This window comes from Saprospiraceae bacterium (genome assembly GCA_016716185.1).
In the GTDB taxonomy this organism is placed as follows: domain Bacteria; phylum Bacteroidota; class Bacteroidia; order Chitinophagales; family Saprospiraceae; genus Vicinibacter.
Window position 1 is genome coordinate 604,781 of the sequence record JADJWV010000002.1, and the last position, 26,514, is coordinate 631,294.

General features: G+C 40.5%; 20 protein-coding genes. 9 read left to right on the plus strand and 11 right to left on the minus strand.

Annotated features, from left to right (window positions below; all coding sequences use genetic code 11):
- Positions 1 to 6: 6 nt before the first annotated feature.
- From IPM34_04265 to recQ, 9 genes are all read right to left on the minus strand, one after another.
- Entirely contained in the window at positions 7 to 1,134 is a 1,128-nt protein-coding gene (locus tag IPM34_04265; protein MBK8954756.1) for a DUF1015 domain-containing protein, read from the minus strand.
- A 44-nt stretch (positions 1,135 to 1,178) separates the two neighbouring features.
- Complete coding sequence (locus tag IPM34_04270) at positions 1,179 to 1,676, minus strand: transcriptional regulator (protein MBK8954757.1); 498 nt, start codon at positions 1,674 to 1,676, stop codon at positions 1,179 to 1,181.
- Positions 1,677 to 1,739: 63 nt separating this feature from the next.
- Entirely contained in the window at positions 1,740 to 2,849 is a 1,110-nt protein-coding gene (gcvT, locus tag IPM34_04275) for a glycine cleavage system aminomethyltransferase GcvT (protein MBK8954758.1), read from the minus strand.
- 16 nt (positions 2,850 to 2,865) lie between these two features.
- Positions 2,866 to 3,303 (minus strand): peptidylprolyl isomerase, encoded by a 438-nt coding sequence (locus IPM34_04280; GenBank protein MBK8954759.1) that lies wholly within the window; start codon positions 3,301 to 3,303, stop codon positions 2,866 to 2,868.
- 1,601 nt (positions 3,304 to 4,904) lie between these two features.
- Positions 4,905 to 5,246, minus strand: coding sequence for a hypothetical protein (locus tag IPM34_04285; protein ID MBK8954760.1), 342 nt, complete (start codon positions 5,244 to 5,246; stop codon positions 4,905 to 4,907).
- A 128-nt stretch (positions 5,247 to 5,374) separates the two neighbouring features.
- Positions 5,375 to 7,999, minus strand: a complete 2,625-nt coding sequence (locus IPM34_04290) for a transglycosylase domain-containing protein (protein ID MBK8954761.1) — start codon at positions 7,997 to 7,999, stop codon at positions 5,375 to 5,377.
- Position 8,000: 1 nt separating this feature from the next.
- Positions 8,001 to 9,074 carry a 3-dehydroquinate synthase gene (aroB, locus tag IPM34_04295; GenBank protein MBK8954762.1) on the minus strand — a complete coding sequence of 358 codons (1,074 nt, stop codon included), beginning with the start codon at positions 9,072 to 9,074 and terminating at the stop codon, positions 8,001 to 8,003.
- Complete coding sequence (locus IPM34_04300; protein ID MBK8954763.1) at positions 9,061 to 9,534, minus strand: 3-dehydroquinate dehydratase; 474 nt, start codon at positions 9,532 to 9,534, stop codon at positions 9,061 to 9,063. Before IPM34_04300 ends, aroB begins: the two co-directional genes overlap by 14 nt.
- Complete coding sequence (gene recQ, locus IPM34_04305; GenBank protein ID MBK8954764.1) at positions 9,534 to 11,735, minus strand: DNA helicase RecQ; 2,202 nt, start codon at positions 11,733 to 11,735, stop codon at positions 9,534 to 9,536. The genes IPM34_04300 and recQ overlap by 1 nt, the downstream gene beginning before the upstream one ends.
- 395 nt (positions 11,736 to 12,130) lie before the next feature.
- Between recQ and IPM34_04310 the strand changes: the two genes are divergently transcribed.
- The 6 genes from IPM34_04310 (at position 12,131) to IPM34_04335 (ending at position 17,255) form a co-directional block, all read left to right on the plus strand.
- Positions 12,131 to 13,585 (plus strand): aminotransferase class I/II-fold pyridoxal phosphate-dependent enzyme, encoded by a 1,455-nt coding sequence (locus IPM34_04310; protein MBK8954765.1) that lies wholly within the window; start codon positions 12,131 to 12,133, stop codon positions 13,583 to 13,585.
- Between the two features lie 81 nt (positions 13,586 to 13,666).
- Positions 13,667 to 14,107, plus strand: coding sequence for a 30S ribosomal protein S6 (rpsF, locus tag IPM34_04315; protein ID MBK8954766.1), 441 nt, complete (start codon positions 13,667 to 13,669; stop codon positions 14,105 to 14,107).
- A gap of 28 nt (positions 14,108 to 14,135) precedes the next feature.
- Positions 14,136 to 14,405, plus strand: a complete 270-nt coding sequence (locus IPM34_04320) for a 30S ribosomal protein S18 (GenBank protein ID MBK8954767.1) — start codon at positions 14,136 to 14,138, stop codon at positions 14,403 to 14,405.
- 16 nt (positions 14,406 to 14,421) lie between these two features.
- On the plus strand, positions 14,422 to 14,868 hold the full coding sequence (locus tag IPM34_04325; GenBank protein ID MBK8954768.1) for a 50S ribosomal protein L9: 447 nt from the start codon (positions 14,422 to 14,424) through the stop codon (positions 14,866 to 14,868).
- 198 nt (positions 14,869 to 15,066) lie between these two features.
- Entirely contained in the window at positions 15,067 to 16,467 is a 1,401-nt protein-coding gene (locus IPM34_04330; protein MBK8954769.1) for a gliding motility-associated C-terminal domain-containing protein, read from the plus strand.
- The gene (locus IPM34_04335) at positions 16,467 to 17,255 is read left to right on the plus strand and encodes an SDR family oxidoreductase (GenBank protein ID MBK8954770.1); all 789 of its coding nucleotides are present in this window, start codon (positions 16,467 to 16,469) and stop codon (positions 17,253 to 17,255) included. The genes IPM34_04330 and IPM34_04335 overlap by 1 nt, the downstream gene beginning before the upstream one ends.
- 332 nt (positions 17,256 to 17,587) lie before the next feature.
- On the opposite strand, the gene IPM34_04340 is transcribed toward IPM34_04335, so the two are convergent.
- Positions 17,588 to 20,650, minus strand: a complete 3,063-nt coding sequence (locus tag IPM34_04340) for a glycosyl hydrolase (GenBank protein MBK8954771.1) — start codon at positions 20,648 to 20,650, stop codon at positions 17,588 to 17,590.
- 310 nt (positions 20,651 to 20,960) lie between these two features.
- Between IPM34_04340 and IPM34_04345 the strand changes: the two genes are divergently transcribed.
- The 3 genes from IPM34_04345 to IPM34_04355 are packed head-to-tail and all read left to right on the plus strand — an operon-like array spanning position 20,961 to position 25,678.
- Positions 20,961 to 22,277: a hypothetical protein gene (locus IPM34_04345; GenBank protein MBK8954772.1), complete on the plus strand. Its 1,317-nt coding sequence runs from the start codon at positions 20,961 to 20,963 to the stop codon at positions 22,275 to 22,277.
- A gap of 56 nt (positions 22,278 to 22,333) precedes the next feature.
- Entirely contained in the window at positions 22,334 to 23,416 is a 1,083-nt protein-coding gene (locus IPM34_04350; GenBank protein ID MBK8954773.1) for an AAA family ATPase, read from the plus strand.
- A gap of 24 nt (positions 23,417 to 23,440) precedes the next feature.
- A complete protein-coding gene (locus IPM34_04355) occupies positions 23,441 to 25,678 on the plus strand; it encodes a hypothetical protein (GenBank protein MBK8954774.1) in 2,238 nt (745 codons plus the stop codon).
- A gap of 68 nt (positions 25,679 to 25,746) precedes the next feature.
- On the opposite strand, the gene IPM34_04360 is transcribed toward IPM34_04355, so the two are convergent.
- Positions 25,747 to 26,511 (minus strand): segregation/condensation protein A, encoded by a 765-nt coding sequence (locus IPM34_04360; GenBank protein MBK8954775.1) that lies wholly within the window; start codon positions 26,509 to 26,511, stop codon positions 25,747 to 25,749.
- Positions 26,512 to 26,514: the final 3 nt, after the last annotated feature.

The following is a 26,514-nucleotide window of genomic DNA, read 5'->3' on the forward strand; positions in this document are numbered from 1 at the left end:
ATTAAGTCATTTTTTCAATTCCAGATCCAGATCCTGCACAATGATCCCGTTTCTTATTCTGGGTTCAAACCAGGTACTTTTTGGAGGCAATACCATGTGTTCATCGGCGACTTTCACAAAATCTCTTTTGAGCACCGGATAAAAGACAAAACCCACGGCTTCTGGTTTTGTTATCAGGGATTTGCGAATGACTTTCACCGATTTGGTTCCTTCCGCATAGGAAATTCTGTCGCTCGACCGGACGTTTTCAATATTCAGAAAATCATGGAGGAATAATTCATTAAAAATGTCGATGTCAAATGCGATCCCATTTTTTTGTTTAAAATACTGGATCACATCTTTATTCCATCGGATGGAGTAGCATAATTCGGTGGTCATGCAAATGATCTCATGTTTTTGCTTGCTTTTACCTGGTTTCTTGAGAGGAGTGATCAAGGCATATTTGCTGAGAAATTTAATGATATCGTGAATATCAAAGAGATCAAGAGCTTTGATAATTCTGTTGTAGGGATAAATGCTCAATTCGGTAAAATCGAAAAGTGCACACATGATATGACTGAGGCTGTGTTTACCTAATTCCGGATTCTGAAGTAGAAATTTTCCAATCGATGCCATCCGGTGATGTCCATCAGCGATATAAGCTTTTTTTATTTTTGACTTAAATTCTTTTTGAAACTGGCTGATCTTATTTTTATCATCGACTTCAAAGAATTCATGAATTTGCTCATCCTTTTCAAATTTTACTTTGAATTTTGGCTTGACACCAAGGAAACATTTTGCAATCAGGTCTTTGATTTTTTTATTTTCGTTATATGCAATAAGGACTGGTTTAATAATGGCTTGCCTTTCAAGCATCAATTTACTGATATTTTCTTCCTGTTGAGTTAGTGTATTCTCATGTTTTTTTATTAGCCCTTTCAGGTAATCGTGAATATCTACAGCCGCTATAATGCCATGATATAAATTGGAGCGCGTCTTGATTCGGTATACAAAAATAGATTTTTCTTTTCCTTCCATGTAAATTCCTTCTTTGTACATATCGGGATACAAGCTACGCGTCTGGTCTATGAAATTTTCTACATCTGAAATAGAAGGGAAGTCCGGGTGCAGATAATGAAAAGGCTTAATATTCACGTAAGTCCACTTTATTGCGGCAAAGTTCGGCAATTCAAGGGAAATCAGAGCATTTTCATCAGAGTATTATAAAACCAATGAGAGTCGGTTCTGGTCAGCAATTCCAGGGCGTGGTCTGCCTTGTGTGTAAAGTCTTTGAGTTCCAAAAGCATTTTTCTGAATTCCTTGCTTTTCTCACATTTTTCAGTGCAGGAAACAATTTCATCCAGTTCATCGAGAATCGGGTCCAATTCTCTTTTTTTGCGGTTGATCAGGATTTGTTTGAAAATCTGGTGTAAATTTTTTTCAGCTATATAATGTTCGCATCGACAACCTTCTTTGCAATCTTTATAGATCAAACCCCAATCCAAAAGAGTTTTGAGATTCATATGAGCATTTCCTTTTGAAATCTGCAGTTCCGTATGCACCTGTTCAACACTCATGGGTTCAACTGCAATTAATAGGAGGGCATGAATCTGGGCCATGGTTTTGTTAATACCCCATTGCGGACCCAACCGGCCCCAGGTCTCGAGAAACTTTTGTTTGCATGATGCGTATTCCAACGGGGATCCTTTACCCTACTAAGCAATGAAAGCAAAAAAAGTTTAAAGAAAGCGATATTAAATTTAAACTGGTTTGTAAAAAGGAAGCGTTGTAACTTTAGCAGGAAGAGTTTTTTGACCCACAGCAATGAGTATTGTACACCCTTCCGTACTATATTCCAGCGGCACATAAGCTAATCCTATGGGTACATTTAAAGAAGGTGATGAAGTTCCTGACGTCACAACACCGATTTCCTGGCCTTGCTCATTTAATACCGGGTATCCATGTCTGGGAATTCTGCGATCTTCGACAATAAAACCAACAAGTTTCTTTTTCAGACCATTTTGTTTTTGGGCTTTTAACCAATCTGAGCCATTGAAATCTCCTTTGTTGAGTTTGGTAATCCATCCCAATCCGGCTTCCAGAGGAGAAGTATAATCGTCGATATCATTTCCATACAGACAGAATCCCATTTCAAGCCTCAGGGTGTCTCTTGCACCTAATCCGGCAGGTAATAAACCGAAATCTTTGCCTGCTTCCATGATGCCGTCCCAAAGATCGGAAATGTGATTATTCTCCGCGTAGAGTTCAAATCCTCCGGCTCCGGTGTAACCTGTAGCGGAAATGAGAACATTATCTTTTCCGGCGACTGTTCCTTTTGCAAAATGATAATAAGGGATGTCTCCCAAACGAACATTTGTTAGTTTTTGTAAAATATCGATAGCATTTGGGCCTTGAAGTGCAATCAAACCGGTTTCATCAGAGATGTTGATCAATCGCGTATCAAATGTATTTGCACTGGAAATCCAGTTCCAGTCTTTTTCGATATTGGATGCATTTACAACCAGCAGGTAGGCTTGTTCTCCGAGGTCACACATGTCTTCTGGCAATCTGTATACCAACAAATCATCGACGATACCTCCGTTCAGATTGGGCAAACATGAATATTGGGCCTGACCTATTTTTAGTTTGGAAACATCATTAGACGTTACTTTCTGTACAAGATCAAAGGCCTGCTTACCTTTTACAATAAATTCGCCCATATGACTCACATCGAAGATACCTGCCCGGTTTCGCACAGCATCGTGTTCTTCTTTGATTCCGGTATATGAAATGGGCATGTTGTAGCCTGCGAACTCAGCCATTTTTGCCGATAATGCCATATGTTTTCCAGTCAATGGTGTTTGTTTCATTTTATTGGATTCTTTTTTATTTGATTTCTACATTTTGAATGACATCGCCCTGATGTATACTGAGCAACACATCATGACCGCTTTTCAATTTTCCTAATATAGTATATTTCCCATCCAGATGGGGAGTTGGTGAATGGGTTATAAAAAATTGAGTTCCTTCGGTATCGGGACCTGCACTGGCCATACCCAACATTCCGGAATTCTGATAATGAAGCAGACTGATCTCTGTTCGAATAGAATAATCCAATGCTCCGTAACCATCGCCTCTGGGGCAACCTGCCTGAACTACAAAATTTGGAACAACGCGATGAAAGACCTTATCCTTATAAAAACCATCTTCAGCAAGTCTGATAAAATTTAAAACAGAGCCGGGAGCAAGAGTAGGGTAAAGTTCTAAGTGCAAGTCGCCTCTGGAAGTGATGATTTTTGCTTCCACAGTATCCCGGTAATTCATCAGTGCGTTCCACTCGATTGGGTGATTGAATGCGGGCACCAGTGGAATAAATTGACTTTGATTCCTTTTGGCGATGGTTTCGCTCAAAGCATTATACGTTTCAATATCTCTGGGTAGCTTAAGGTTTTGCCTTGCCAATACCAGCATGGAATCTGCATTGAAATATTTCCTGGGAATATTATTTGGCTTTTTGAAGATGGAAGCGATTACATAAAGCGTTCCGGCATCCGCTTTCATACATTGTTTATTAAAGTAATCGCCTAATGATGCATAAATTGGGTTGGAAGAGCCTTTAAAAATAAATGGAAAATCTGGTTTGTTTAATATGATTTCGATGATTTCAACCACGGTAACTTCCACAAATGGATGTTGTTTGGAATGGCTGTACTGTAGAATATTTGGTAATTCTTTGGTGATTCTGGACAAGGCTTTCAGGTAGGCTGCTTTTTCGTAGGGATTTTTTGATTGAGAAATCTGGCTTTTAATTTTATAGATCAGTTCATTTTTAGTGATGACCATAAAATGTGGAATGTGTTTCAGCGCGGCCTGAAAGACAATCGCCCTGACCTGCCAGGGCATTGTTTTTTGATCGGATATTTTTTTTAGCTCTTCAAAAATTTCAGTGCTTCCTTTTTCAACAAGATATTGGGCTGACACTGAAGCGACTGAAACGGAGGGATTTTGAACTGCTTTCAATGCAAAAAACTGAGCCTGAAGACTGGAATGATTGTGCAGTCCCTTCAATAAGTTTACCTGTATCCTGTTATCGAGTCCCCGTGAATATAATTCTTCAATCGAATTCAGAGCTGTATTGCCGGGAATTTTTGTCAAAGCAGAAACCAGACACATTCTGATTTCAGGATCTTTCTCTTCGTTGCAAGCCCTGCGGAGAACTTCCAGATGGTCGTCGATTTGATCAAATTGAAATCTCTGGAGGCAGTGAGCGGCTATTAAGCGGGACTTAGGATCAAAAGCATCATTGGTCGCAACTTTGATAAATTTTTCAAGAGATTCATTACATATTTTTCCACGAAGACCGAATCTGTAAAGAGCAAGCATTTGACCATAAACATGAAGCGTATCATCGGGTGAATAAGTAGAAATGTTACAGATAAAATTTAAAGTTGAGTCTGAACCGCATTTTCCCAGCGCTTCAAGGATCAGGGCATTAGTCAAATTAAACGGCCCGCTGGAATCGACCGGTATAAAAGCCTGTATAAGTGATTTTTCAGCAGATACATGGCCAATCTGACCCAATGAATATGCGGTGGCCTGTCTAACCGATTCTACCTGGTCATCCAGCAACCATGACAATTTCTCAACAGAAGTACTGTCTTTATAGGATGCAAAGGCAAGACTGGCCAGATAACGATAGGAAGCTTTCGGATGATTCAGGAAGATTTGAAGTGAATCGCTGTTTCTTCTATCGCGGAGGTCCAAGATTTGTCTGACGACGGGATCTTGTATGGTATAGTTAATTAGCGTCAGGTCTTCTTCAACAGGTGGAAAGCAAGAAGAGATCGAAGAAAACAATGCAAAACAAATTGTTAAAAATTTGAAGCCGGACCATTGAAATCTGAACTGTATCTGGTTTGAATTCATCAGGCCCTAATGTTTTTATAGACAAAATAACCGGTAATCAGGCATGAGCTTATTTCAATGCCGATTCGTGTCATACCCCAAATATCGGATTGTTCAATATTTCTCAAAAGAGGCCAGAAAAATGCGATAGCCAATAGAATTGCAAATATCATGGCTGGTTTTGTGAAGTAGTTCAAACCGTTTTTAAGCAATATGGATAGCAAAATAAAAGTGAATCCTGAAATTACTGGTGTCAATCCTGTATGCATTACATAATTATTGGCTATAAAACCAGCGATACCAACAACAAGAAGGACGATGCCATTCGCGAAAAAAATATGTTGGTTTGCAAGACGACTCATAGGAATAATTCAGAAGAAATTAATTTTTTAAATAAGTTACAAACTTAACTGAAAACATGCAGCTTGCCAAAGGCCAATTTTCAAAATAAGCATCATGAAGTAAAAATATTGACAGGACTTTGGACAACTTATTCATCTTCATAAATTTCATCTTTTCTTCCGGGGTTACTGCCTGGAATATTGGTATCTGAGCCGTGGTGGCTTTGCATGAATTTTTTAAATGCGTCGCAGTCTAGTTCGACACCCAGTTCCCCACCCGGATGTTTAAATTGAACATTCGTATTGAAACCAGAATCCGGATTGGCCTCCAGACTTGAAATGAAACTCACAAAATACGGTTTAGCCATTACAGAACCCTGACCCATGGTCAGACTCAGAAAACGGATCCAGGGATCTTCTCCCCCTACCCAGGTTCCAACCACCAAATCAGGAGTAATGCCCATATACCAACCATCCACATAATCATTGGTCGTACCGGTTTTTCCTCCATTGGGGGTTTTTAAACTGTAGGTTCCACCCGATTTGCGCAGCAGGTCAAGCATGACATAGTTGTAATTGGGAGGGATCGCTACATTATGAACGGGTGTATGTTTATATATGATTTTGCCATTTTTGTCTTCAATTTTTGAAACAAAAAAAGGTTTGGTATATATTCCATCATTAGCGAAAGTGGTATACGCGCCCGTCATTTCCATGACTGAAAGATCCGGAGAACCGAGTACAATTGAAGGAAATTTAGGAATGAGGTAACCTCCATCCTTTCTTTTAAGAGATGAATCGATACCCATATTATGTAAAAGTCCTCGGATGGGCTCAACGCTGCCTAACAACGTTACCAATTTAACTGTAATCGAATTTTTTGAAAGCGCTAACGCTCTGTAGAGGTTCATGCTTTCTCCGCTAAAATCTTCTGCTGCATTACCGGGTGACCAGGGTTCAGGCAGATTGAAATTGGGATCATTGGCAGGAATGGTGTATTGAATGTCCTGAAATTCATTGCAGGGGGATATGCCCTGAAGTGCAATGGCAGTTGTATACACAAATGGCTTAAACGTTGAACCTACCTGGCGTCTGGCATTGACGTGATCAAACTTAAAATACTTAAAATGAGTTCCACCGATCCAGGCTTTTATTTCACCGGTGTGCGGATCAGCGGCGATTGAACCTATTTGTAAATGTTTTCTATGATATTTGATGGAGTCCAGAGGACTCATAAGTGTATCTTTTTCACCCGTCGTTTCATAATTGTAAATTGTCATTTTAATTGGGGTGGTCATGGCTGCTTTGACTTCCTTTTCGAATGCTGGCCATCGTTTGCTGAATTCTGGCCATAGAGAGGAATTTTTTATTTTAATACTGTAATCGTATTGGGTCTGATTGATTACTTTTTTGCGCAATTCAGATTTTAAAAATCCTTTTTGTTTATCGTCGTTGTAAATTCTTTGAATGGTATTGTCGTTGATATCAATACTTCCAATTTCAGATTCCAGTTGAGAAACCAAACCTTCGTAGTATTTGTTCCAAATAATTTGAAATCGTTCCGTTTCCCGTATGGACTGATTCAAGGATTCCTTTCTGATTTTTAAAATTGGAGCATCGGCATCATAGGTCCAGGGATCTTGTTTTGTCCAGACATTAAAGTAGGCTTTTTGTATTTTTTTCATATGCTCTTTGGCAGCATTTTCAGCAGCTTGCTGAAAGACCGGATTGATGGTTGTATAAATTTTCAAACCGTCCTGAAAAGGATTGTACTGACTGCCATCGGGCTTGCGGAAACGTTCGTCTTCAAATAATGATTTTAACCATTTGGCCAGTTCGGCTCGAAAATAAAGTGCCATTCCTTCCAAATGGGAATCACGCTTAAACAGCGTAATATCAAAGGTTTTGGTGGATAAATTTTTGTAAGTCTTTTTGTCGATGTAAGATTCTTCGTACATTAATTCCAATACGGTATTTCTCCTGCCCATAGCAAGTTTTGGAAATCTTTTAGGGTTGTATCGGGTTGGATTTTTCAACATACCGATAAGCATGGCTGCTTCATCGATTTCAAGTGCCTTCTGATTTTTTCCGAAATAAGTTTGAGCTGCAGTTTGGACCCCATTGGCACCATACAGGAAATCAAATTTGTTGAGATACAGGGCAATGATTTCCTCTTTCGTATAACGTTTTTCCAATTTTAAGGCTACCAGCCATTCTTTAAATTTGGTGCGGATTAATAAAAATTTCCTGATAAAAGCATTCCGTCCTTCAAGTGATGGGCGCTCAAACAAAAGTTTGGCAAGTTGTTGGGTTATCGTGCTTCCTCCGCCTGCTTCCGATTGATTGAGGAGAATGGTTCTGACGGCTACGCGGGACAAGGCCCAAAAGTCAATTCCCGAATGGTTGTAGTACCTGCTGTCTTCAGTGGCCAGTAATGCATGTACCAAATGCTCATTTAAACTATCATAAGGTAAAAATTCTCTATTCTCTGTAAAAAATTTACCAAGGATGCTTTTATCACTTGCATAAATAATGGAAGCCTGATTGTAATTTGGATTCTCCAGATCTTCAAACGTCGGTAAATTGTCAAACGACACCAGGATAAGACACAAATAAAATAAGGCCAACAAGCCAAAAAACATTTTCCAGGTGAAATGGATAAATTTTCGAAACCAGGGTTTATCTGAATTCTCCTGGCCGGAAAAAATATCAGTGAAGGAAAATTCAGTTCTGAGTTTTTGGATAATTTTTATTATTTTATCTCTCCACCTCATATCAGGTTTTTACAGCAATATTTAATTCATGAAAAGTATTCAGTCCATGTTGTATTTCTTCGCTATTCAAATTTACATTCCAAACCGGTTTTCCAGGTTGTTCGAGCAAACTAAATAAGATATTTTTTCCTATTCTTTTTTTATCGAATTGTACGTCCTCGAGGATTTTTGGAATCAGGCATTCGTCCCAGCTTTGTTTATTGACAAAAGGGAGAAGGAGGTTGGTGATTCTTTCCAGATACGTTGGTTTCCAGTGATATTTTTGTGCTGATATGATGGACTCCACGATCATTCCTATAGCGATGGCTTCTCCGTGCAAGACGTCTCTTGCAGATTCAAGACTTGATTTTTCAATAGCGTGCCCAATGGTATGTCCAAAATTCAAGGCTTTGCGAATATTGTTTTCTAAAGGATCTTTTTCGACAATGTCCAGTTTGGTCCGGATAGACCTCTTTATCAGATGATTCATTTCTTCTTCTTCAACGGGCCAACTCCCATTTTCAATATCCTGCCAATAGGGCGGATCCTGAATTAAACTGTGTTTGATAATTTCTGCAAATCCATTTTTCATCTGGCGGTCATCCAGTGTTTTCAGGAAAATGGGATCCAGTAAAATGGCCTGAGGTAAATTAAACAAACCGATCATGTTTTTAGTCATGTGGAGGTTTACTGCAGTTTTGCCGCCAAAGGCAGCATCTACCATTGCCATTAATGATGTAGGAACGTAGACACAATCCAATCCCCTTTGGAAGGTGGCGGCACAAAAACCAACCAAATCGCAAAGCACGCCACCGCCGAGTGCAATGACCAGGCTATTTCGATCCAGCTTATCGTGCATCCATTGGCTCCATAATTTTTCGCAGGTGTTCAAATCTTTGTTGAGTTCGCCGGACGGGAGCAAAGCAACACCTTCCGGTTGCTGTGAAATCGATTCGAGAAAGACTGGAAGGCAAGACTGATTTGTATGATCATCGACTACAATATGCAAAGAACTATAATTGCCGAATGCAATAAATTCATTCAACTGATCCCAAGGCCGGGATTGAAAGATCCTGGTAGATTTATTTTCTTTCATGTTCCGGTTTAGAGAGAGATCCTGTTTGTGTGATTTTCAAATACTCGAGTAATCGCATGGCTGCCATTCTATAACATTGCATACCGCATCCACTGATGTGAAAGTAACATACATCCCTGATCAGTGATTTCTGACGAAAAGATTCTCTGCTTGAAAGTTCACTTAAATGCACTTCTGCAACCGGAAAATCCATTGCGGCAACAGCATCTCTTATGGCAATCGAGGTATGAGTATATCCGCCGGGATTCAGAATAATGGCATCAGCGCTTTTTCTGTATGCATGTAATAAATCAATGAGTTCTGCTTCGCAGTTGGTTTGATGATCGGGGAATGATGCCTGAGAAAATTCTTGTCTGAGTTGCGGGTAGAAGTTTTCGAAATTTTGAATTCCATAAATTTCTGTCTCCCTGACCCCTGTGAGGTTCAAGTTAGGTCCATTCAGGATTGGGATGGTCCACATCAGTTTACAAATTCCGACATGTACTTTAAACGGACCAGTCTTATTTCTTCAAAAGTGATGTCGTCTTCTTTCAAAGCTTTGTAGGCATCTTCAAGCGAATCGGAATCTGCATCTTTAAAATAGTCATAGATGTCGTCTTTAGAATATTCATCTACATTTTCGTTGATGTAATAATCGATATTGATCCGGGTCCCTGAGGCCACAATCATATTGAGTTCATCCATCAATTCTTCCATATTCATTTGAAGGTTGCGTGCAATGTCTTCAAGTGGTATTTTTTTATCGATAAACTTGATGATGTCGACTTTATTTTTGGATTTATCGGCAACCTGTCTGAAAATAAAATCATCCGGCCTTTCGATTTCGTTCTCCTCGACGTATTTGGTGATGAATTCAATAAACGCCTGTCCATAGCGCTCTGCTTTTCCTTTATTGACACCGGAAATTTTGCAAAGATCTTCAATGTTTACCGGGTAACGCGTTGCCATTTCTTCCAGGGAAGGATCAAAAAAGATCACCCATGGTTTGACCTTGTGTTTTTTAGCAACTTCCAGTCTGATCTCTTTTAATATATTAAAAAGATTCTGATCCAGGGCTGCGCCCTGTGAGGGCCCATTATCGTCTTCGACCACAGATGTGGTATCGCTGTAATCGTGATTGATATTGATTTGGACAGCATGTGGCTTTTTAAGGAATTCTTCTCCTTTTTCACTCACATGGAGAATGCCGTAAGTTTCAATGTCTTTGATGATAAAGTTTAGAAGGATCCCTTGTCTGAATAAGGAGAACCAATACAAATTTCCTTTTTCAATTCCTTTGCCGAACAATTCGTGTTTATCCAGATCGTAGTCAAGAATGTCTTTGGTTTTTACCCCGCATAAAAATTCTACGAGTGTTTTAATTCCAAAATTTTGATTCAAAGCTTTTATTGCGTTCAGGGCCAAAGAAAGTTCTTGCTGTGCTTCGATGAGTGGTTTTGGATTTCTGCAATTATCACACATGGATTTGCATTGTTCGGTATGAAACTCTTCCCCGAAATAATGCAATACAAATTTTCTCCTGCAAACAGCACTTTCCACATAGGCTTCCATTTCATCCAGCAATTGCGCACCCATATCTCTTTCGGAAGCAGGTTTATCCCTCAGAAATTTTTCCAGCCGGATCAGGTCGGCATTAGAGAAAAAAGCATAACAATCACCAACCATACCATCCCTTCCTGCTCGTCCGGTTTCCTGATAATAATTTTCCAGACTCTTGGGAATATCAAAATGGATAACAAATCTTACATCCGGTTTATCGATTCCCATACCGAAGGCAATGGTAGCACAAATGACGTCGATTTGTTCCATCAGAAAATCATCCTGAACCTGTGTTCTGGCCTTGGCATCCATTCCGGCATGGTAGGGCGCTGCTTTTATGCCATTGATCTGGAGGATTTGTGCCAGGTCTTCGGTTGTTTTTCTTGCCTGTACGTATATGATCCCGGATTCACCCGGATGTGTTTTTATAATTTGGACGATTTGCCGGATGGCTTGATCCTTGCTGATTTTCGGGCGCACCTCATAGTATAAATTGGGTCTGTTGAAAGATGAAATATAAATTTGAGGATCTGCCATCTCAAGACTCTTGACAATATCCGTTTGGACTTTCGGAGTGGCCGTAGCGGTCAATGCAATGATGGGGATGTGCCTTTTGAGAGAATTGATCATATCGCGTATACGCCTGTAATCAGGTCGGAAATCATGGCCCCATTCCGAAATACAATGGGCCTCATCAACGGCGATGAAAGAGAGGTCGACCGAATTTAAAAATTCAATCGTCTCTTCTTTTTGCAAGGTTTCCGGAGCGACATAAAGTAATTTCGTTTTACTTCTGGCAATGTCATCTTTGACTTGCTTGATCTCCGAACGATTCAGAGAAGAATTGAGAAAATGAGCAATTTCATCTGTTTGTCCATAACCCCTGATGGAATCCACCTGATTTTTCATCAAAGCAATAAGCGGCGAAATGATGATGGCTGTGCCCGGCATCATTAAAGCGGGAAGCTGGTAACAAAGTGATTTTCCGCCTCCCGTTGGCATGATTACAAAAGTATCTTTACCATCGAGCAAACTTTTAATGATGTGTTCCTGGTTATCCTTGAATGACTCAAAACCAAAATGGTATTTGAGTGCATCATGAACTGAATCTTTGGTCAACATAGTTTCTTCAAACGATCCTCTAATTTTGAGAGGGTTCCTTAGTTTTAATAATGAATCAGAAATATAAAAAATAAAATCCAGATCCGACCACTGTTTTCTTTATCCAGCATGAATATTGCCCCCTCCCCGAAAATGAATCCAGGCAAAAAGGTGTCGCGCATGTCTGGTTGAAAACTGGCGCCTTCAAAATTTAGATTCTAGCCTTAGTTTTGAATACTTTTTTAATATTTGAAGCCGCTGGTCGATTCTAAAGAAATCGTCTATTGCTAAACGATACGAAAATTACGATTTATTATGTATCCGGAAGGTAGCATTTTATTTTTTTACAATTCTTTTACAAAATTTTTGAAGCTAATTAAACACTTCCTATGGATTCAGCTACACCAATTGATCCGATTCTCGAAACCATTGCCGGCCTGGAGCCACTTGCCCGAAAGCTTGAACCTGGTGATGGCCAACTGGGTCTCTGGATGGAGGAAATCTCCAAAAACACCGAGGCTTTTATCCATTCTCTGGAAACTGGAAAAGCATACCATAAGTTTCAGGATATGAAGGGTTTACTTGAGGTGGAACCGGGTCTTAATACACAGCGGACCTTAGATGAAATACTCGAAGAACTTGAAAAAGACATGCTTTGCAACGGATTGAATCCTGCTTCCGGTGGGCATCTGGGTTACATTCCCGGCGGGGGTATTTTTGGCGGAGTTATGGGCGATTACCTCGCTGCCTTGTACAATCAGTATGCGGGTATATTCTATGGAGGTCCAGGCGCTGTGAAAATTGAGAATGAGCTCATCCGATGGTTGTGTCGCCTCATGGCTTATCCGGAAGGAAGTTTAGGAAATCTGACCAGCGGAGGATCTATGGCCAACCTGATTGCGATCGTTACAGCAAGGGAATCCCGTAATATTAAGCCCGAGCAGATCAGCAGTTTGTGTATTTATCTCACCGAACAAGTTCACCATTGTGTGCATAAAGCCATCCGGATATCTGGCCTGGGATATTCGCAAGTCAGGACCATCCCGATTACTGCATCTTTTAAAATGGATATACCATGTCTGCAAAAACAAATTCAGGAGGATAAAAAAAATGGTCTCATGCCTTTTATGGTAGTGGGTACAGTAGGTACAACAGATACCGGAGCCATTGACCCGATCGAGGACCTGGCAGATCTTTGTGAAGAACATCACATTTGGTTTCACGTCGATGCTGCTTACGGAGGGTTTTTTATTTTGAGCGAATTGAATTATCCCGATGGGTCCACCGTAAAAGCTGCTTTCAGAGGGATAGAAAGGTCAGACAGCATTGCCATAGATCCCCACAAAGGAATGTTCTTGTCTTATGGATTGGGGGCGGTTCTGATCAAAGATCTGGCCTCCTTATATAAAGCACATTATTATAAGGCAGCATACATGCAGGATACGCTCCAATCCCAAGATGAACTTAGCCCGGCTGATCTGTCTCCGGAGTTGACCAAACATTTCAGGGGGTTGAGGCTGTGGCTGCCTTTGCGTTTGTATGGCATCCAGCCCTTCCAGGCGTGCCTGGACGAAAAAATATTGTTGTGCAGGTATTTTTACCGGGAGATAGGGAAACTAGGCTTTAAAACCGGCCCATTTCCCGAAACTTCAGTTTGCATCTACAGGTACATTCCAGACCAGGGTGATGCCAATGCATTTAATCAAAAGATAATTGAGTATGTGCTGGAAGATGGGCGTGTATTTCTTTCATCAACGACGATACAAGGGATATTTTGGATCCGGTTGGCTGTTTTGAGCTTTAGAACCCACATAAAAACCATTAATATTTGCCTGGATGTCTTGAAATCGGCAGTTTTAAAGCTAAAATAGCGAAAAAATGACGGCATTTTTGGCTAAATGTGGAAAACTAGTTAGCTTTGCAGCCCTTAAAAAAAACACATTTAATTATTTATGCGTCATTTTGAAATAAGCTTCATCGTTGATCCAGTTCTGTCGGGCGATGAAGTCAAATCGACAGCTCAGACCTACAAAGAAATGTTAATGGCTGAAGGAGCCCAAATCATTTATGTAGATGAGATGGGATTGAGGCAACTTGCCTATCCCATAAACAAACGCAACACCGGAGTCTATTTCTGTATTGAATTTGCCTCCGAAGCAGCTGCCTATCTTACGAAAGTAGAATTGGCATTAAAACGCGACGAGCGCATTATGCGCTTTCTCACTGTAAAGCTTGATAAATATGGAGTCAAGTACAACGAAGACAAAAGAAATGGAAAAATTGGTAAAAAAGTAAGGAAAGAAAGGTTGAAAACCGTACCCGAAGGCGTAGACAGTCATCGGCTCACGGTGGTGCCGCCCAAAGCTCCTGAAGTAGTTGTTGAAGAAGAATAATTTTTAAAAGACTCCAGATTAATTGTAAATTATGGCAACGCAAGACGAAATAAAGTTCTTAAGTAACCCGAATATCGGCCAGAGAAAAACCAAGTATTGCCGTTTCAAAAAATTCGGATTGAAACACATCGATTACAAAGACGATGCCTTTTTAATCCAGTTTGTAAATGAGCAAGGTAAATTGCTGCCCAGAAGGCTGACCGGAAATTCTTTGAAATATCAAAGAAGGGTAGCAACGGCCGTCAAAAGAGCCAGACATCTGGCCATTTTGCCTTTTGTAACCGATTTGTTGAAATAATTCAAATTCGAAAATTATGCAGATCATTTTGTTAAAAGATATGGACAATCTGGGAGACAAACACGATGTTGTGAAAGTCAAGCCCGGTTATGGAAGAAATTTTCTGATTCCCAATGGAATTGCTATTCTTGCCAACGACACCAATTTGAGGAAATTGGCAGAGATGAAAAAGCAGGAGGAAGCCAAAGAAAATAAGAAAGTGAATGAATACAAACAGATGGCAGACCAGTTGGCCAACGTCAATATTAAAATTGGTGCTAAAGTTGGTACAACCGATAAAATATTCGGATCTGTAACCAGCCTTCAACTTGCTCATGCCATTAAGGACCAATGTAACCTCGAAGTGGAGCGCAAAAAAATCCATTTGGACGACGAGGTTAAAACAACCGGTAATTATACAGCCACTATCGATTTTCACAAAGACGTACATTGTAAAATCAATTTTGAAGTCGTGGCAGAGTAATTTTTTAAAAAACAAGTACTAGGTAAAAGATCCCGGAGGAAATAACTTCCGGGATCTTTTTTTTTAATACTTTGAACTTAATAAATCGTTTGCAGTAACGTATCAATCTTGATGGTAAGTGAGCTCCCCCTGTAATGGCTTTGATTTTTGCTATTTATAAGTAAAAGATCTGTTTAACTTCGCTGAACAAAACAGCGCATGTATAAAATACTGATTGTAACCATAGCGGGCCTTGCAGCCATACAACAAGCCAATTCTCAAAATTTGATTCCAAATCCGGGATTTGAACAATGCGACTTGTGCGATAGCCGGGGGTTTAAAGAACTCGGAATAGGATTTGGAGCGAATGTTCCTGCAGACTGGAATTCAGCAACCTTCGGATCGCCTGATATTTATTCTGTTCAACCTCGCAGCGGAAAACGACACGGGGGTTTTTTCACAGGATTTGGAAAATTTGAATACCTGGCCAATCATTTTACAGAACCGCTGAAGATGGGCGCAACTTATCGTTTTAGTTTCTGGATAGCTGGAAATTCTCAGAATCTCAATTACATCGTTGATGAAATTGGAATCCACATTCAAAAAGGAAAAGTGAGTTATCCGCAATCAGAACCACTGAAGCAGTTAACTCCATCTTTCAGTTCTCCTGATCTGGACTACATTGCGGCTAAAAATTACCGTCAATTCAGTTTTGAATACATGGCTTGTGGAGGGGAAGACCATTTTATCGTTGGACGATTCAGGGATTTAGGTAAAGATGATACAACCTTTGTCGGTAGTAAAAGACCATCCGATCCATTACTTGAAGCTATCTATTATTACGTCGATGATTTTGAAATGGTGGAGATTTCACCCGGCATAACCGCGGATCCTTTGCCTCCTGATCTTGAATTATGTAAGGATACGATTAAAACAATAAGAGTGCCCGATGCCTATGTCAATCAGAATATTGTCTGGAGCAACGGCAGCACAAGCCCTGAAATTTCATTTAAAAACGAAGATCTGATCTGGGTAGAGATACGCCTCAACGATGCCTGTAAAACAGTGATCAGGGATACCATGATCATTAAGTATTTTAAAGATGTAAATATGAAAATACTAAGTGCGGATAGCGTATGTACAGGTGACACCATTTTGCTCCAAGCACTTTGCAACGGTTCGGATTCGTGTTTTGATTTTATCTGGAACAATCAGCAAAAAGAACGCATTGCAAAAATTACAAAGCCGGGTATTTATTCGGTTCGTGCAAAAACAGTTTGTTACGAACTGGAACGCAGCAAAGAAATTTTACCTTCGAATCGCAATGTACAAACCTTTGTGATGTTTCCGAATGTTGTTACAAAAAGCGGTCATCCCGAAAATCAAAGCTTTAAGCCTTACCTCAAACCTCCGGAGGAATCGCGCATTCAACAAATTGAATGGAGCTTATACAATCGATGGGGTCAAAAAATATTCAGCGCTCATGATCTGAATGCAAGTTGGCAGCCCCTGGTTTCAAATCCTTTGGACACTTATTTATATATGTATAAAATCAGTTATCAGGATTGCAATGATATCAGTACTAAAATTTTCAAAGGCCATTTTAATTTGATAGACTAATGCTCTCAATAGATTTACAAGCTTTTCATGCTTTGGTTTGCGGTGCGAGCAAAGGTATAGGTAGAGCCTGCGCTGTTGCACTTGCGCAAGCGGGAGCTTCTGTCACTGCAATTGCACGAACCGAGTCTGAGTTGATCGAACTCATTGGAAAACTTCCAGCCAGTTCCCATCAAAGCCACAGTTATGTTACTATGGATTTGAACGATCATGCCGATCTAAATAAAAAACTGGATACCATACTCCTTGACCGTTCATTTCAAATTCTCGTCAACAATACCGGAGGACCTCCGGGTGGCCCTGCGCATACTGCAACAGTGGATGAATTTTACAAAGCTTTTCATCAACATTTGATCAGCAATCATATTTTAATGCAAAAGCTGATTCCAGGAATGAAAGCAACTTCCTATGGAAGAATCATCAACATCATCTCAACATCCGTCAAGCAACCCCTTGAAAATCTTGGTGTCTCCAATACCATTCGTGCAGCGGTTGCCAATTGGGCAAAAACACTTTCAAACGAACTTGCAGCCCATTACATTACTGTGAATAATGTTTTGCCGGGTGCTACGCAAACCGACAGGCTGCAATCCATTATTGATTCAGAATCGAAAAAACAAAAAATAAGTACCGAAGAAATAGCTAAAAAAATGATGTCTTCTATTCCTGCCGGACGGTTTGGACAAGCCTCTGAAGTTGCAAATGTAGTCGCCTTCCTGGCCAGTCCGCTGGCATCTTACATTACGGGGATTAATATTCCTGTCGATGGCGGAAGAACAAAATGTTTATGATGGAGGGCGGAAGGAATTTAAAGAGCAGGGATTCATATGAGTTGAATTAACGTAGCTTTTTAATTCCATCAAAATCAACCACAATTCTCAAGAATCTGATCAAATATTAAATCGAAAATAAATTCATTCCCCGGAACTTATATTCTTTACCTGGATTATCCCTAAAAGCCTAAATCCCGATAAAATTGGATAATATTTTAGTAAAGAAATAGTTCTATATATTTTATCGGGACTAAAAGCCTAAAAGCCTAAAAGCCTAAAAGCCTACATGCCTAAAAGCCTACATGCCTACATGCCTAAAAGCCTACATGCCTAAAAGCCTAAAACAGATCTCACGGCTTCCGTTCTTCGTAAAGTTTTTCAGCTTTGATAATTTTATCAAGTCCTGCCGTATTTTTTTTGATCATCATATCTTTGTTGCGACCAGCCTCTTCAACTTCAGATTTTAATTGTTGAGCACGGTCTGTAACTAGATTTGAGGGTCTCATGTCCTGAATTGCAGCAGCACTGTATGCATCCGAAATTCGTTCCCTTAATTTTTCTTCATCTGCGAATATCGATTTTTGTTTTGTAGCCAATAAATCGGATCTGAGCGTTTCAAGTTCACTATGATAGGTTTCAAGCCAGGTCCTGTGCTTTTGTTTTTTGCATTTTTTAATCAAAGAGTTGAGTTGCTCTTGTTTTGTTTGGATCTCTGCAACAATTCCGGCAAGTTGTTCGTGCATTTTGTAATACTGCATACAGAGTTCGTGTTGTGCAATGCGGTCTGCTAAGGTGTAATCCCGAAGATCTTTATGAATCAGTTCAAATGTATCGATCAGTTGCTCATGACCGATAGATAATCTGAGTTGATATTTTCCGGGTAATACTTTCGGTGCAACAAATGCTGAAAAATCTAATTTGGTGCCACCCTCAGCAACTTTTCCGGGCTTCATTCTTTGGTTCCAATAAATTTTATTGATGCCTTTTCGATTGGAAGGCGTAAGTGACTGAACCGTTTTACCTTCCATATCCAGTATTTCTGCTTTGAATTCGCCTTTCATGATTCGTTCTTTCAAATAGTACTTGAATGGAGGAATATCATCTGGATTTGGTGCATTCCAGAAATTTCCGAGATCCATGCCTCCACCATATTTTCCCGATGATAGTACCATGGTATCACAATCGATTAGTGCCATTTTTCGATTGGCAAATTCTGAGGTCATTTTTCGCATGGCAGTGATATCATCAATGATATATATTCCGCGACCATGGGTTCCAACGATTAGTGAAGAATTCCTTTCCTGTATTTGAATATCTCTGACCAATGCATACTCGGGTATTTTATTTTTCATACGAAACCAATTGGTTCCTTTATCCAGACTGGCAAACAGACCCATTTCTGTTCCCAGAAATAAAAGGTTTTCATTCACGGGATCTTCTTTAATGCGATGTGCGAATCCTGTAAATTCCGGGCTTTGGATTCGGCTCCAGGTTTTACCCATGTCTGTTGTTTGAAGTAAATACGTTTGATGATCGCCGTAGGTGTGATGATCTAAACAGATATAAGCGGTTCCGGTATGATGATTCGACAATTCAATCCAACTTACCCAGGCCTGATCAGGAACGCCTTGAATTTGAAAATTAGAATTTAATTTTTGCCAACTTAGTCCGCCATCTTTACTCAATTGCACATTTCCATCATCCGTTCCGACCCATAAAATTTTTTCGTCAAAAGGCGATTCTGCTATAGAATAAATCGTGCAGTGATTTTCAGCGCTTGTATTGTCTGCGCTCAGTCCACCGGAATTTTCCTGGTCTTGTTTCTTTTTATCATTGGTAGTCAGATCCGGCGAAATGGCCATCCAATTTCTGCCCTGGTCAGTAGATTTGAACAGGTATTGAGCGCCGATGTATAAATTCTTTTTATTGGAGACACCTGATGTAATAGGGGTGTTCCAATTCCATCTCAATTTATCCTGAGCTTTCGTTTGTTGTGGTTTGATGTTGTAAGACTTGAATGTGCTCAGATCAATTCTTGCGGCATTTCCACCCTGACTTTCTGCATAGGCTGTATTGGGGTCCAAGGGGTCAGGTATGGTCCAAAAACCATCGCCCCAATAGAGCATTTTCCAATCGCTGTTGCTGACTCCTCCAGGGGCTTCACTTGGTCCTATCCAGGAACCATTATCCTGCAGTCCGCCATAAATCCGGTAAGGTTCGTGATCATCTACTGCCACTCTGTAAAATTGACTAACCGGTAAATTTCCACAAAATATCCAGGTTACTCCTCGATCATTGGAGATGTAAACACCCCCATCAGTGCCGAGAAACATGTGATCCGTATTTTTTGGATTGATCCACAATGCATGGTGATCGGAATGTACCCAACCACCGTCATAACTGGCATCATTCCAGGAATAACCACCATCGTCAGAATAGGAAAATTGCAAGGCTGGTCTGTAAACTCTTTTTGCATCAAAAGGATCGACCACCAAAGTAGAAAAATAAAAAGGGCGCGACACGACATTCATGGTAGCACTTTGTGATTTCCAATGTTCACCTCCGTCGGTAGAAATATACAGTCCGGTATTATTCGATTCGACTATCGCTAAAAGTTTGTCCGGTTCGCTTGGCGCAAGTGTTAGAGCTACACGGCCAAAATCTCCATCAGGGAGTCCATTGGTCAATTTCCTCCAGGTTTGACCACCATTTTCGCTTTTATAGATACCGGAGCTTTTGCCTCCGGAAGCAAAACTGTAGGCTTTGCGCCTGAATTCCCAAAAGGTAGCATACACAATTGCAGGATTTTCGGGATGTATGGCTATATCTGCACATCCGGTACGTTCGTTTATATAAAAAATTTTTTGCCAGGATTTACCGCCATCTGTCGATTTGAAGAGTCCCCTGTGCTGACTATCTGACCAAAGCGGGCCTGGCGCTGCGACATAGATGTTGCTGCTATTTTTTGGATCGATGACAATTTTTGAAATATGTTCTGTACTATCCAATCCGATTTTTACCCAATTATCGCCTGCATCCGTCGATTTGTATAAGCCTGTTCCAATCGAAACTGAATTTCGCATGTTGCTTTCGCCGGTACCAACATACAGGGTATCCGGATTTTTCTGATCAATCGCAATGGCTCCAATGGACTGACAGTATTTATCAAAGACCGGTTTGTAGGAAGCTCCGGCGTTTGTGGATTTCCAAACTCCGCCACCTGCAGTTCCGATATATAGAATTTTGGGACTGCTGTCCACTCCTTTAATGTCTGTGATCCTTCCGCTCATTGTCGCCGGACCCATTGCCCTGGCTTCCAGTGAACCAAAAGTAGCGGCATTGATTTTAATTTGAGTATAGCTCTTATTTACCAACAAGCCCAATAGAACGATGAGTGCAAATTGCGGTTTCATGTAATCTTATTTAACGAGGCACAATTATAAAAAATTAACGGGTTCATTTTTAGTTAAGATTTTTGAATGTTATTTAGGGCACTTTTAAAAATCCCTGATACTTCGTTGTGCAAATTATTTAAACTCCTATCCCGCCTTGCGGGATAGGCAGTAAACTCTGAGCTTAAAAAATTCACACGCCTCGTCTGAGAGGTTTTTTAGAAGTCCCCTTTACTTTATACTTAGGCATTATTTTAAAAAAGCCAGAAATCAGTTTAAATCTAAGGAACTCTATATCGATTTCTTACTTTTGTGCATTAATTTGAAATGGATGAACGCTGTTTATAAGAATTTGGTAAAGTTTTTATTACCCTTCGCAGTATTGGCCTGTTCCGGCACTGAAAACAGGCAACACGGATTTACAGTCGAAAACAAGGGACTCACTTGCGATGCGGTAGTAGCCGACAAAGATCGGTTTTTGATTTGTGGTGAGTCTGCCATTTACAACTCCTCTGGTTCAGCTTCGGATAAAGACGGATTTTGTCATCTTCGTAATTTTTCTAACAACGATGCTGGCACCGGATTTTCTGTGGGCAATGCGGAAGAACACGACCGGATTGAAAAAATAAAAATGCCGGGCGGGTTTTACATAGTAAGTGGATTTACCGGAGCTGATAAAAATAAATTTGTAGCCAAACTCGATTCGAAATTTAATTTAAGCTGGGCACGGAGTTCAGACAGCATCCAAACTACAGATCAGGCAGAAATGGCGATAAATCCTGAAGGACATATTTTGCTGGCCGGTAAAAATCCTTCAGATGAATCCTATGAAATACAGTTGCATTTATTTGATCCGGATGGCAAAACTTTGTGGTCCAGAAAAATGCCCTCTGTGGAAATACTGCAAGATATTATAGTGACCAAAGACCAACAGTTTCTGGTGAGTTTCAAACAAAAGGGAGCATATATTGATGGACAAACCCGGAAGCGATATTTGATGAATGCATTTTACAAGATCAACAAAGAAGGTCAATCGGTTTGGTCTGCAAAGTTTCATTTCGACGATGACCAGGTGCATCATGTTTTTTTTACAAAGGTGCTCGAAGATGCTTCAGGAAATCTCTATTTTCTTGGACAAATTGCATTTCAAGCCAATGTTGAAAATGCATACATTGTAAAGACCAACAGCGACGGTAAAATTTTATGGAGTAAGTTTTATGTCGGATTTGAAGATTATGTTTTTAAAGCAGGAAGCATCGATGATAGGGGAAACCTTCTTGTGCTTGGTGATGGATACGGGAAAAAAGGCGGTCTCGTCTATGCATCTATTAATTCAGAGGGACAAGTTGTGTGGTCCAGAAAGTCTGATGCAGCCAATTACGAACAAGCCAACGCTGTACTATCAAATGGAAAATCTCACACACTGATCTGGGATAAATTATTTACCATGGCTGGATTTGAAATCGGGCAAAATGGCAAATCCTGTTTGAAGGGCAATGCAGAGTTGAAAGCAACAGCACAGGAATTTAGCTTGGAAATGGAACGATTCAATGGTCGCATGAAAGAAATTCCACAGCATGAATGGAAAGAAAAAACATTTGATGTAAAAATTTTCGATAAAGTTGAAGTAAAAAGTTTATGCAATTAAATGCATTTGTAATTTTTTAAGATTTTTAGTCAAGACCAAAACATTTAAGAACTCTTATGGATCCATCCATTCTCAGATTACATGCTGAAGAGACTTTTACCGCGGAACTTACCGCACTGTTGGAAGAGGATTCTGAGCAAAAACCATATGCCTGGAAACTTTCTCCCTGGGCTGTTTTGAAATACCTATGGGGTGGAAAAACAAAAAGTGGCCTGGAAATCAGTCCGAAATATATTGGTGACCGCAAAATTGTAGAAATAGCCATTGCAACACTTTTATCTGACCGTGCTTTATTGCTCCTGGGTGTACCAGGAACTGCAAAGAGCTGGTTGGCCGAACATTTGTCTGCTGCCATATGCGGGCATTCAAATTTGCTGGTACAGGGAACTTCGGGAACTCATGAAGATTCGCTGCGCTATGGATGGAATTATGCGCAACTCATTTCTAAAGGACCAAGTAAGGAAGCTTTGGTTGCCAGTCCGGTTATGCAAGCCATGGAGAGCGGACAAATCGTACGCATTGAAGAATTGACCCGCATTCCAACTGAAATTCAGGACGCGCTTATCAGCATCTTATCTGAAAAAATTCTGCCTGTACCTGAATTAGGAATCGAAGTCCAGGCAAGAAGAGGATTCAACATTCTTGCCAGTGCCAATGATCAGGATAAGGGTATTTATCCCATGTCATCTGCCCTTCAAAGGCGATTCAATATGCTCGTGATGCCATTGCCGGAAAATCTTTCTGATGAAATCAGAATTGTCCATCAGCGGGTTCAGCAAATGGAAAAATCTTTAAACATCCCTCTGGAAAAATTAAAAGAAAAGCATATCGAAAAATTATTGGTTATTTTTCGGGAACTCAGATCGGGAATATCAAACGACGGAAAACAGAAGATCAAAAAAACCAAATCTTTGTTTAGTCCAGCTGAAACCATATCCATGCTCCATCATGCCAGGATCCAGCACCATTATTTTTCAGATGCGGAGTTGGGTATACCGGATTTAGCCCATGCCATGATTCAAACCTTTATTAAAGACGATCCTGAAGAGATGAATACCCTGAGTGAGTACAATGAGTCTGTACTTAAGAAAAGGGCAGATTTTAAGGAATGGTACGAACTATTGAAGAAGAATATATAATAAAAACTAACGGACGTTAGTTTTATGAAATTGCAAACAGAATTTAAAATTTTCGGAATCAGACATCATGGCGCGGGTTCTGCAAGGAGGCTCAAACGCGCCTTGGAAGAATTTAAAGCCGATGTTTTGCTGATCGAGCTGCCATCGGATTCGGGTGATCTGGTGAAAGCGCTGCAGACCACCGACCACATTCCTCCGGTTGCGTTTTTGTATTACCATAAGAGCAATCCTTCTTCTTCAATTTATCTGCCTTTTGCGGTTTTTTCTCCCGAATACCAGGCCATTCGGGTTGCTGCCGAACAAAAGATCCCTGTAGTTTGCATCGATCTTCCTGCTTCTGCTTTTTTACATCCATCGCTTTATCATGCCAGAACAGCTGCAGGTCCAGAAACAAAATATCAGCACATAGTCAATGATCCTATCGCTTATCTCGCTTCATTAGACCATTTTAATGATGCTGAGCGATGGTGGGAAATGCATTTCGAACAATGGCATGAGCACAATCAGTTGTTTAGTATCCTTCTGGATTTGATGTCGGAACTTAGAACGCAAAGCGAAGGTTTGGATGACCGGGAAACCATGCTCCGGGAACAACACATGCGTTGGTGTATCCGGGAATGTTGTAAAAATGCTTATTCTAAAATAGCCATCGTTTGTGGTGCCTGGCATGCTCCGGTGCTTACCAAAGATTTTCTCGATATCACCAAACACGAAGAAGAACCAAAACTGGAAACAGCCGATGTTGGCAGTTGCCTGATACCCTGGTCTTATAAGCATCTCAGTCTTAACCAGCATTACACCGCAGGTATTCATTCGCCGCAATGGCATGAAAGCATGTTTGAAAATGCCAATGGTGCATCAGAAATATTTCTTTCGAAAGCAGCCCGCGTTTTAAGGAATTCAGGGCTTGAAATTTCTACAGCTGCCATCATTGATGCCAGCGTTTTTGCGCTGCAGCTTTCAAACCTTCGCAGATTGCCGAATCCCGGATTGGATGAACTCCTGGATGCTGCAAAACTTCATTTTGTCTGGGGCCTGCCTGAAAAGCTGGAAGTTTTCCATGAAATGATCTTGTGTGGAGACACGACCGGGCAGTTGCCATTGAACCAACAAACCCTGCCTTTTGTGAATCAATTTCACGAACGCATACAAAAACTTAAACTGAAACCCTATTGGAAAATACATCAGAAGGACAGCCTGCTGCTCGACCTCAGAAAAAACAAACACTTGTTAGTTTCCAGGTTTTTGCATTACTCCTTGCTTATCGATTTGCAATGGTGTAACAAATGGGCTCTCGACTGGAATGCCCTGGGTACATTTCACGAACAATGGCAGTTTCGTTGGCATCCGGATCTCGAAATGACATTGATCCAGCGAGGACTCCTGGGCAATACGCTGGAGGATGCATGTGTTCAATACCTGAACAAAATCGTTTCCAAGGGAATGCCTATTGACCAAATCGCCTACCGGCTTGAACATTCCTTAAAGGCCGATATGTATGCAGTTTGGCCACTCCTGTCAGATGCCTTGGATGAAGCACTGCTAGAACAACAAGACTATGTTCTTTTATCGGAATTGATTCAACCTTTGCTTCACATTTGCGACTACGGTTCACTCCACAACACAGATGTCAACTGGATATTGAAGGTCCTCGATAAATTAATTCCTAAATTAGTGATCCTGATTCCGGATCAGACCGTTCATTTAAAGGAAGACAGGGCACGTAAAATGTTGACGGCCTTATTGAATGTTCAGCATTATTTCAGCCGCTTTCCAGACCATGATTTTTCTGGTTCATGGTTTCAAAAATTGACATCCATATCGGTCAACCAGTTGGTTCATCCTTTGCTGAGGGGGAAATGTTGGAGCATTTTAGTTGAGAAAAAAGTTTGTTCCGAGTCTGAATTTTTAAAAGCAATACAATTTGAGTTTTCCAGCCATCGGGATATTCCTACCATGGCATTTTGGTTGGAAGGTTTTATTTCTGCTCAAGCCGGATTTTTTCTTTTGCAACCGGATGTGGTTCAGGTATTGGATAAATGGGTCGGTGGACTGGAAGTTGAACATTTTAAATCGCAGTTGCCTTTATTGCGAAGATGTTTTTCCAGTATGTCAACCGGAGAAAAGCAGCGAATTTTTCGAATACTTATGGATTCAGGCAACGCTGATATGAGCGAACAAACATGGTATCTCGATGAGCAGAGAAGCAAGTTTATGCTTCCTTTATTGAAAAGATTTCTGATAAAGGAGCCAAAAGTCTAATAATATGGAGTTGCTTTTGTTTCCAGATGCTCCATCCGAAAACTGTGGCGGGCAAGATTTTCAAAAAATTACTCTTCTTCTTCACCAAGTTCTTCCACCTTTTTTTCTTCGAGCCAGAATTGATTCAATTGTTCGCCTTTGATGAGATGCAGTTGCTGCAGATTGACCAATTCGAGGATTCCAAGAAAAATAACGATAGCGTGGATTCTGTTTTCAGCAACTTCAAATAAATTTTCAAAATGCACCCTTCCCTGAGAACGAATGCGATCAATCACGCGGCTTTGTTCATTTTCAATTTCATATTCGTAATTGAAAATGCGATGGACCACGGCTTTTGGAGCTTCATTCAGGCGATCCATGACCCGCTGGAATACCTTCATCAGATTAAAAAGATTCAAGGTTTCCCATTCGGCATCGACCAGGGCCTTTTGAGCCAGGGCTTCAAATTCTGATTTCATATTTCCCCGGGGAATCCTGAAATATTGGTCGTCTTCCATTTTGCTGAAGTCATCAATGGCTTCCTTGATGGATTTGTATTCCAAAAGTCTTTGTACAAGCTCCTTTCGGGGGTCGATCTCCTGATTGTTTTCATCGAGTTCCTTTCTGGGTAAAAGCATTTTTGCCTTGATCCGGATCAGAGTGGCAGCAACCAGAATAAATTCGCTGGCCAGATCGATATTCATTTGCTCCATGTGCCGGATGTAATCAAGAAAATCTTCTGTGATTTTGGCAATGGGTATATCGTAGATATCCAGTTCGTCTCGTTCAATAAAGAACAGCAAAAGGTCAAAAGGTCCTTCAAATTGCTGCAGTTTAATAGTATACGTATTCATACG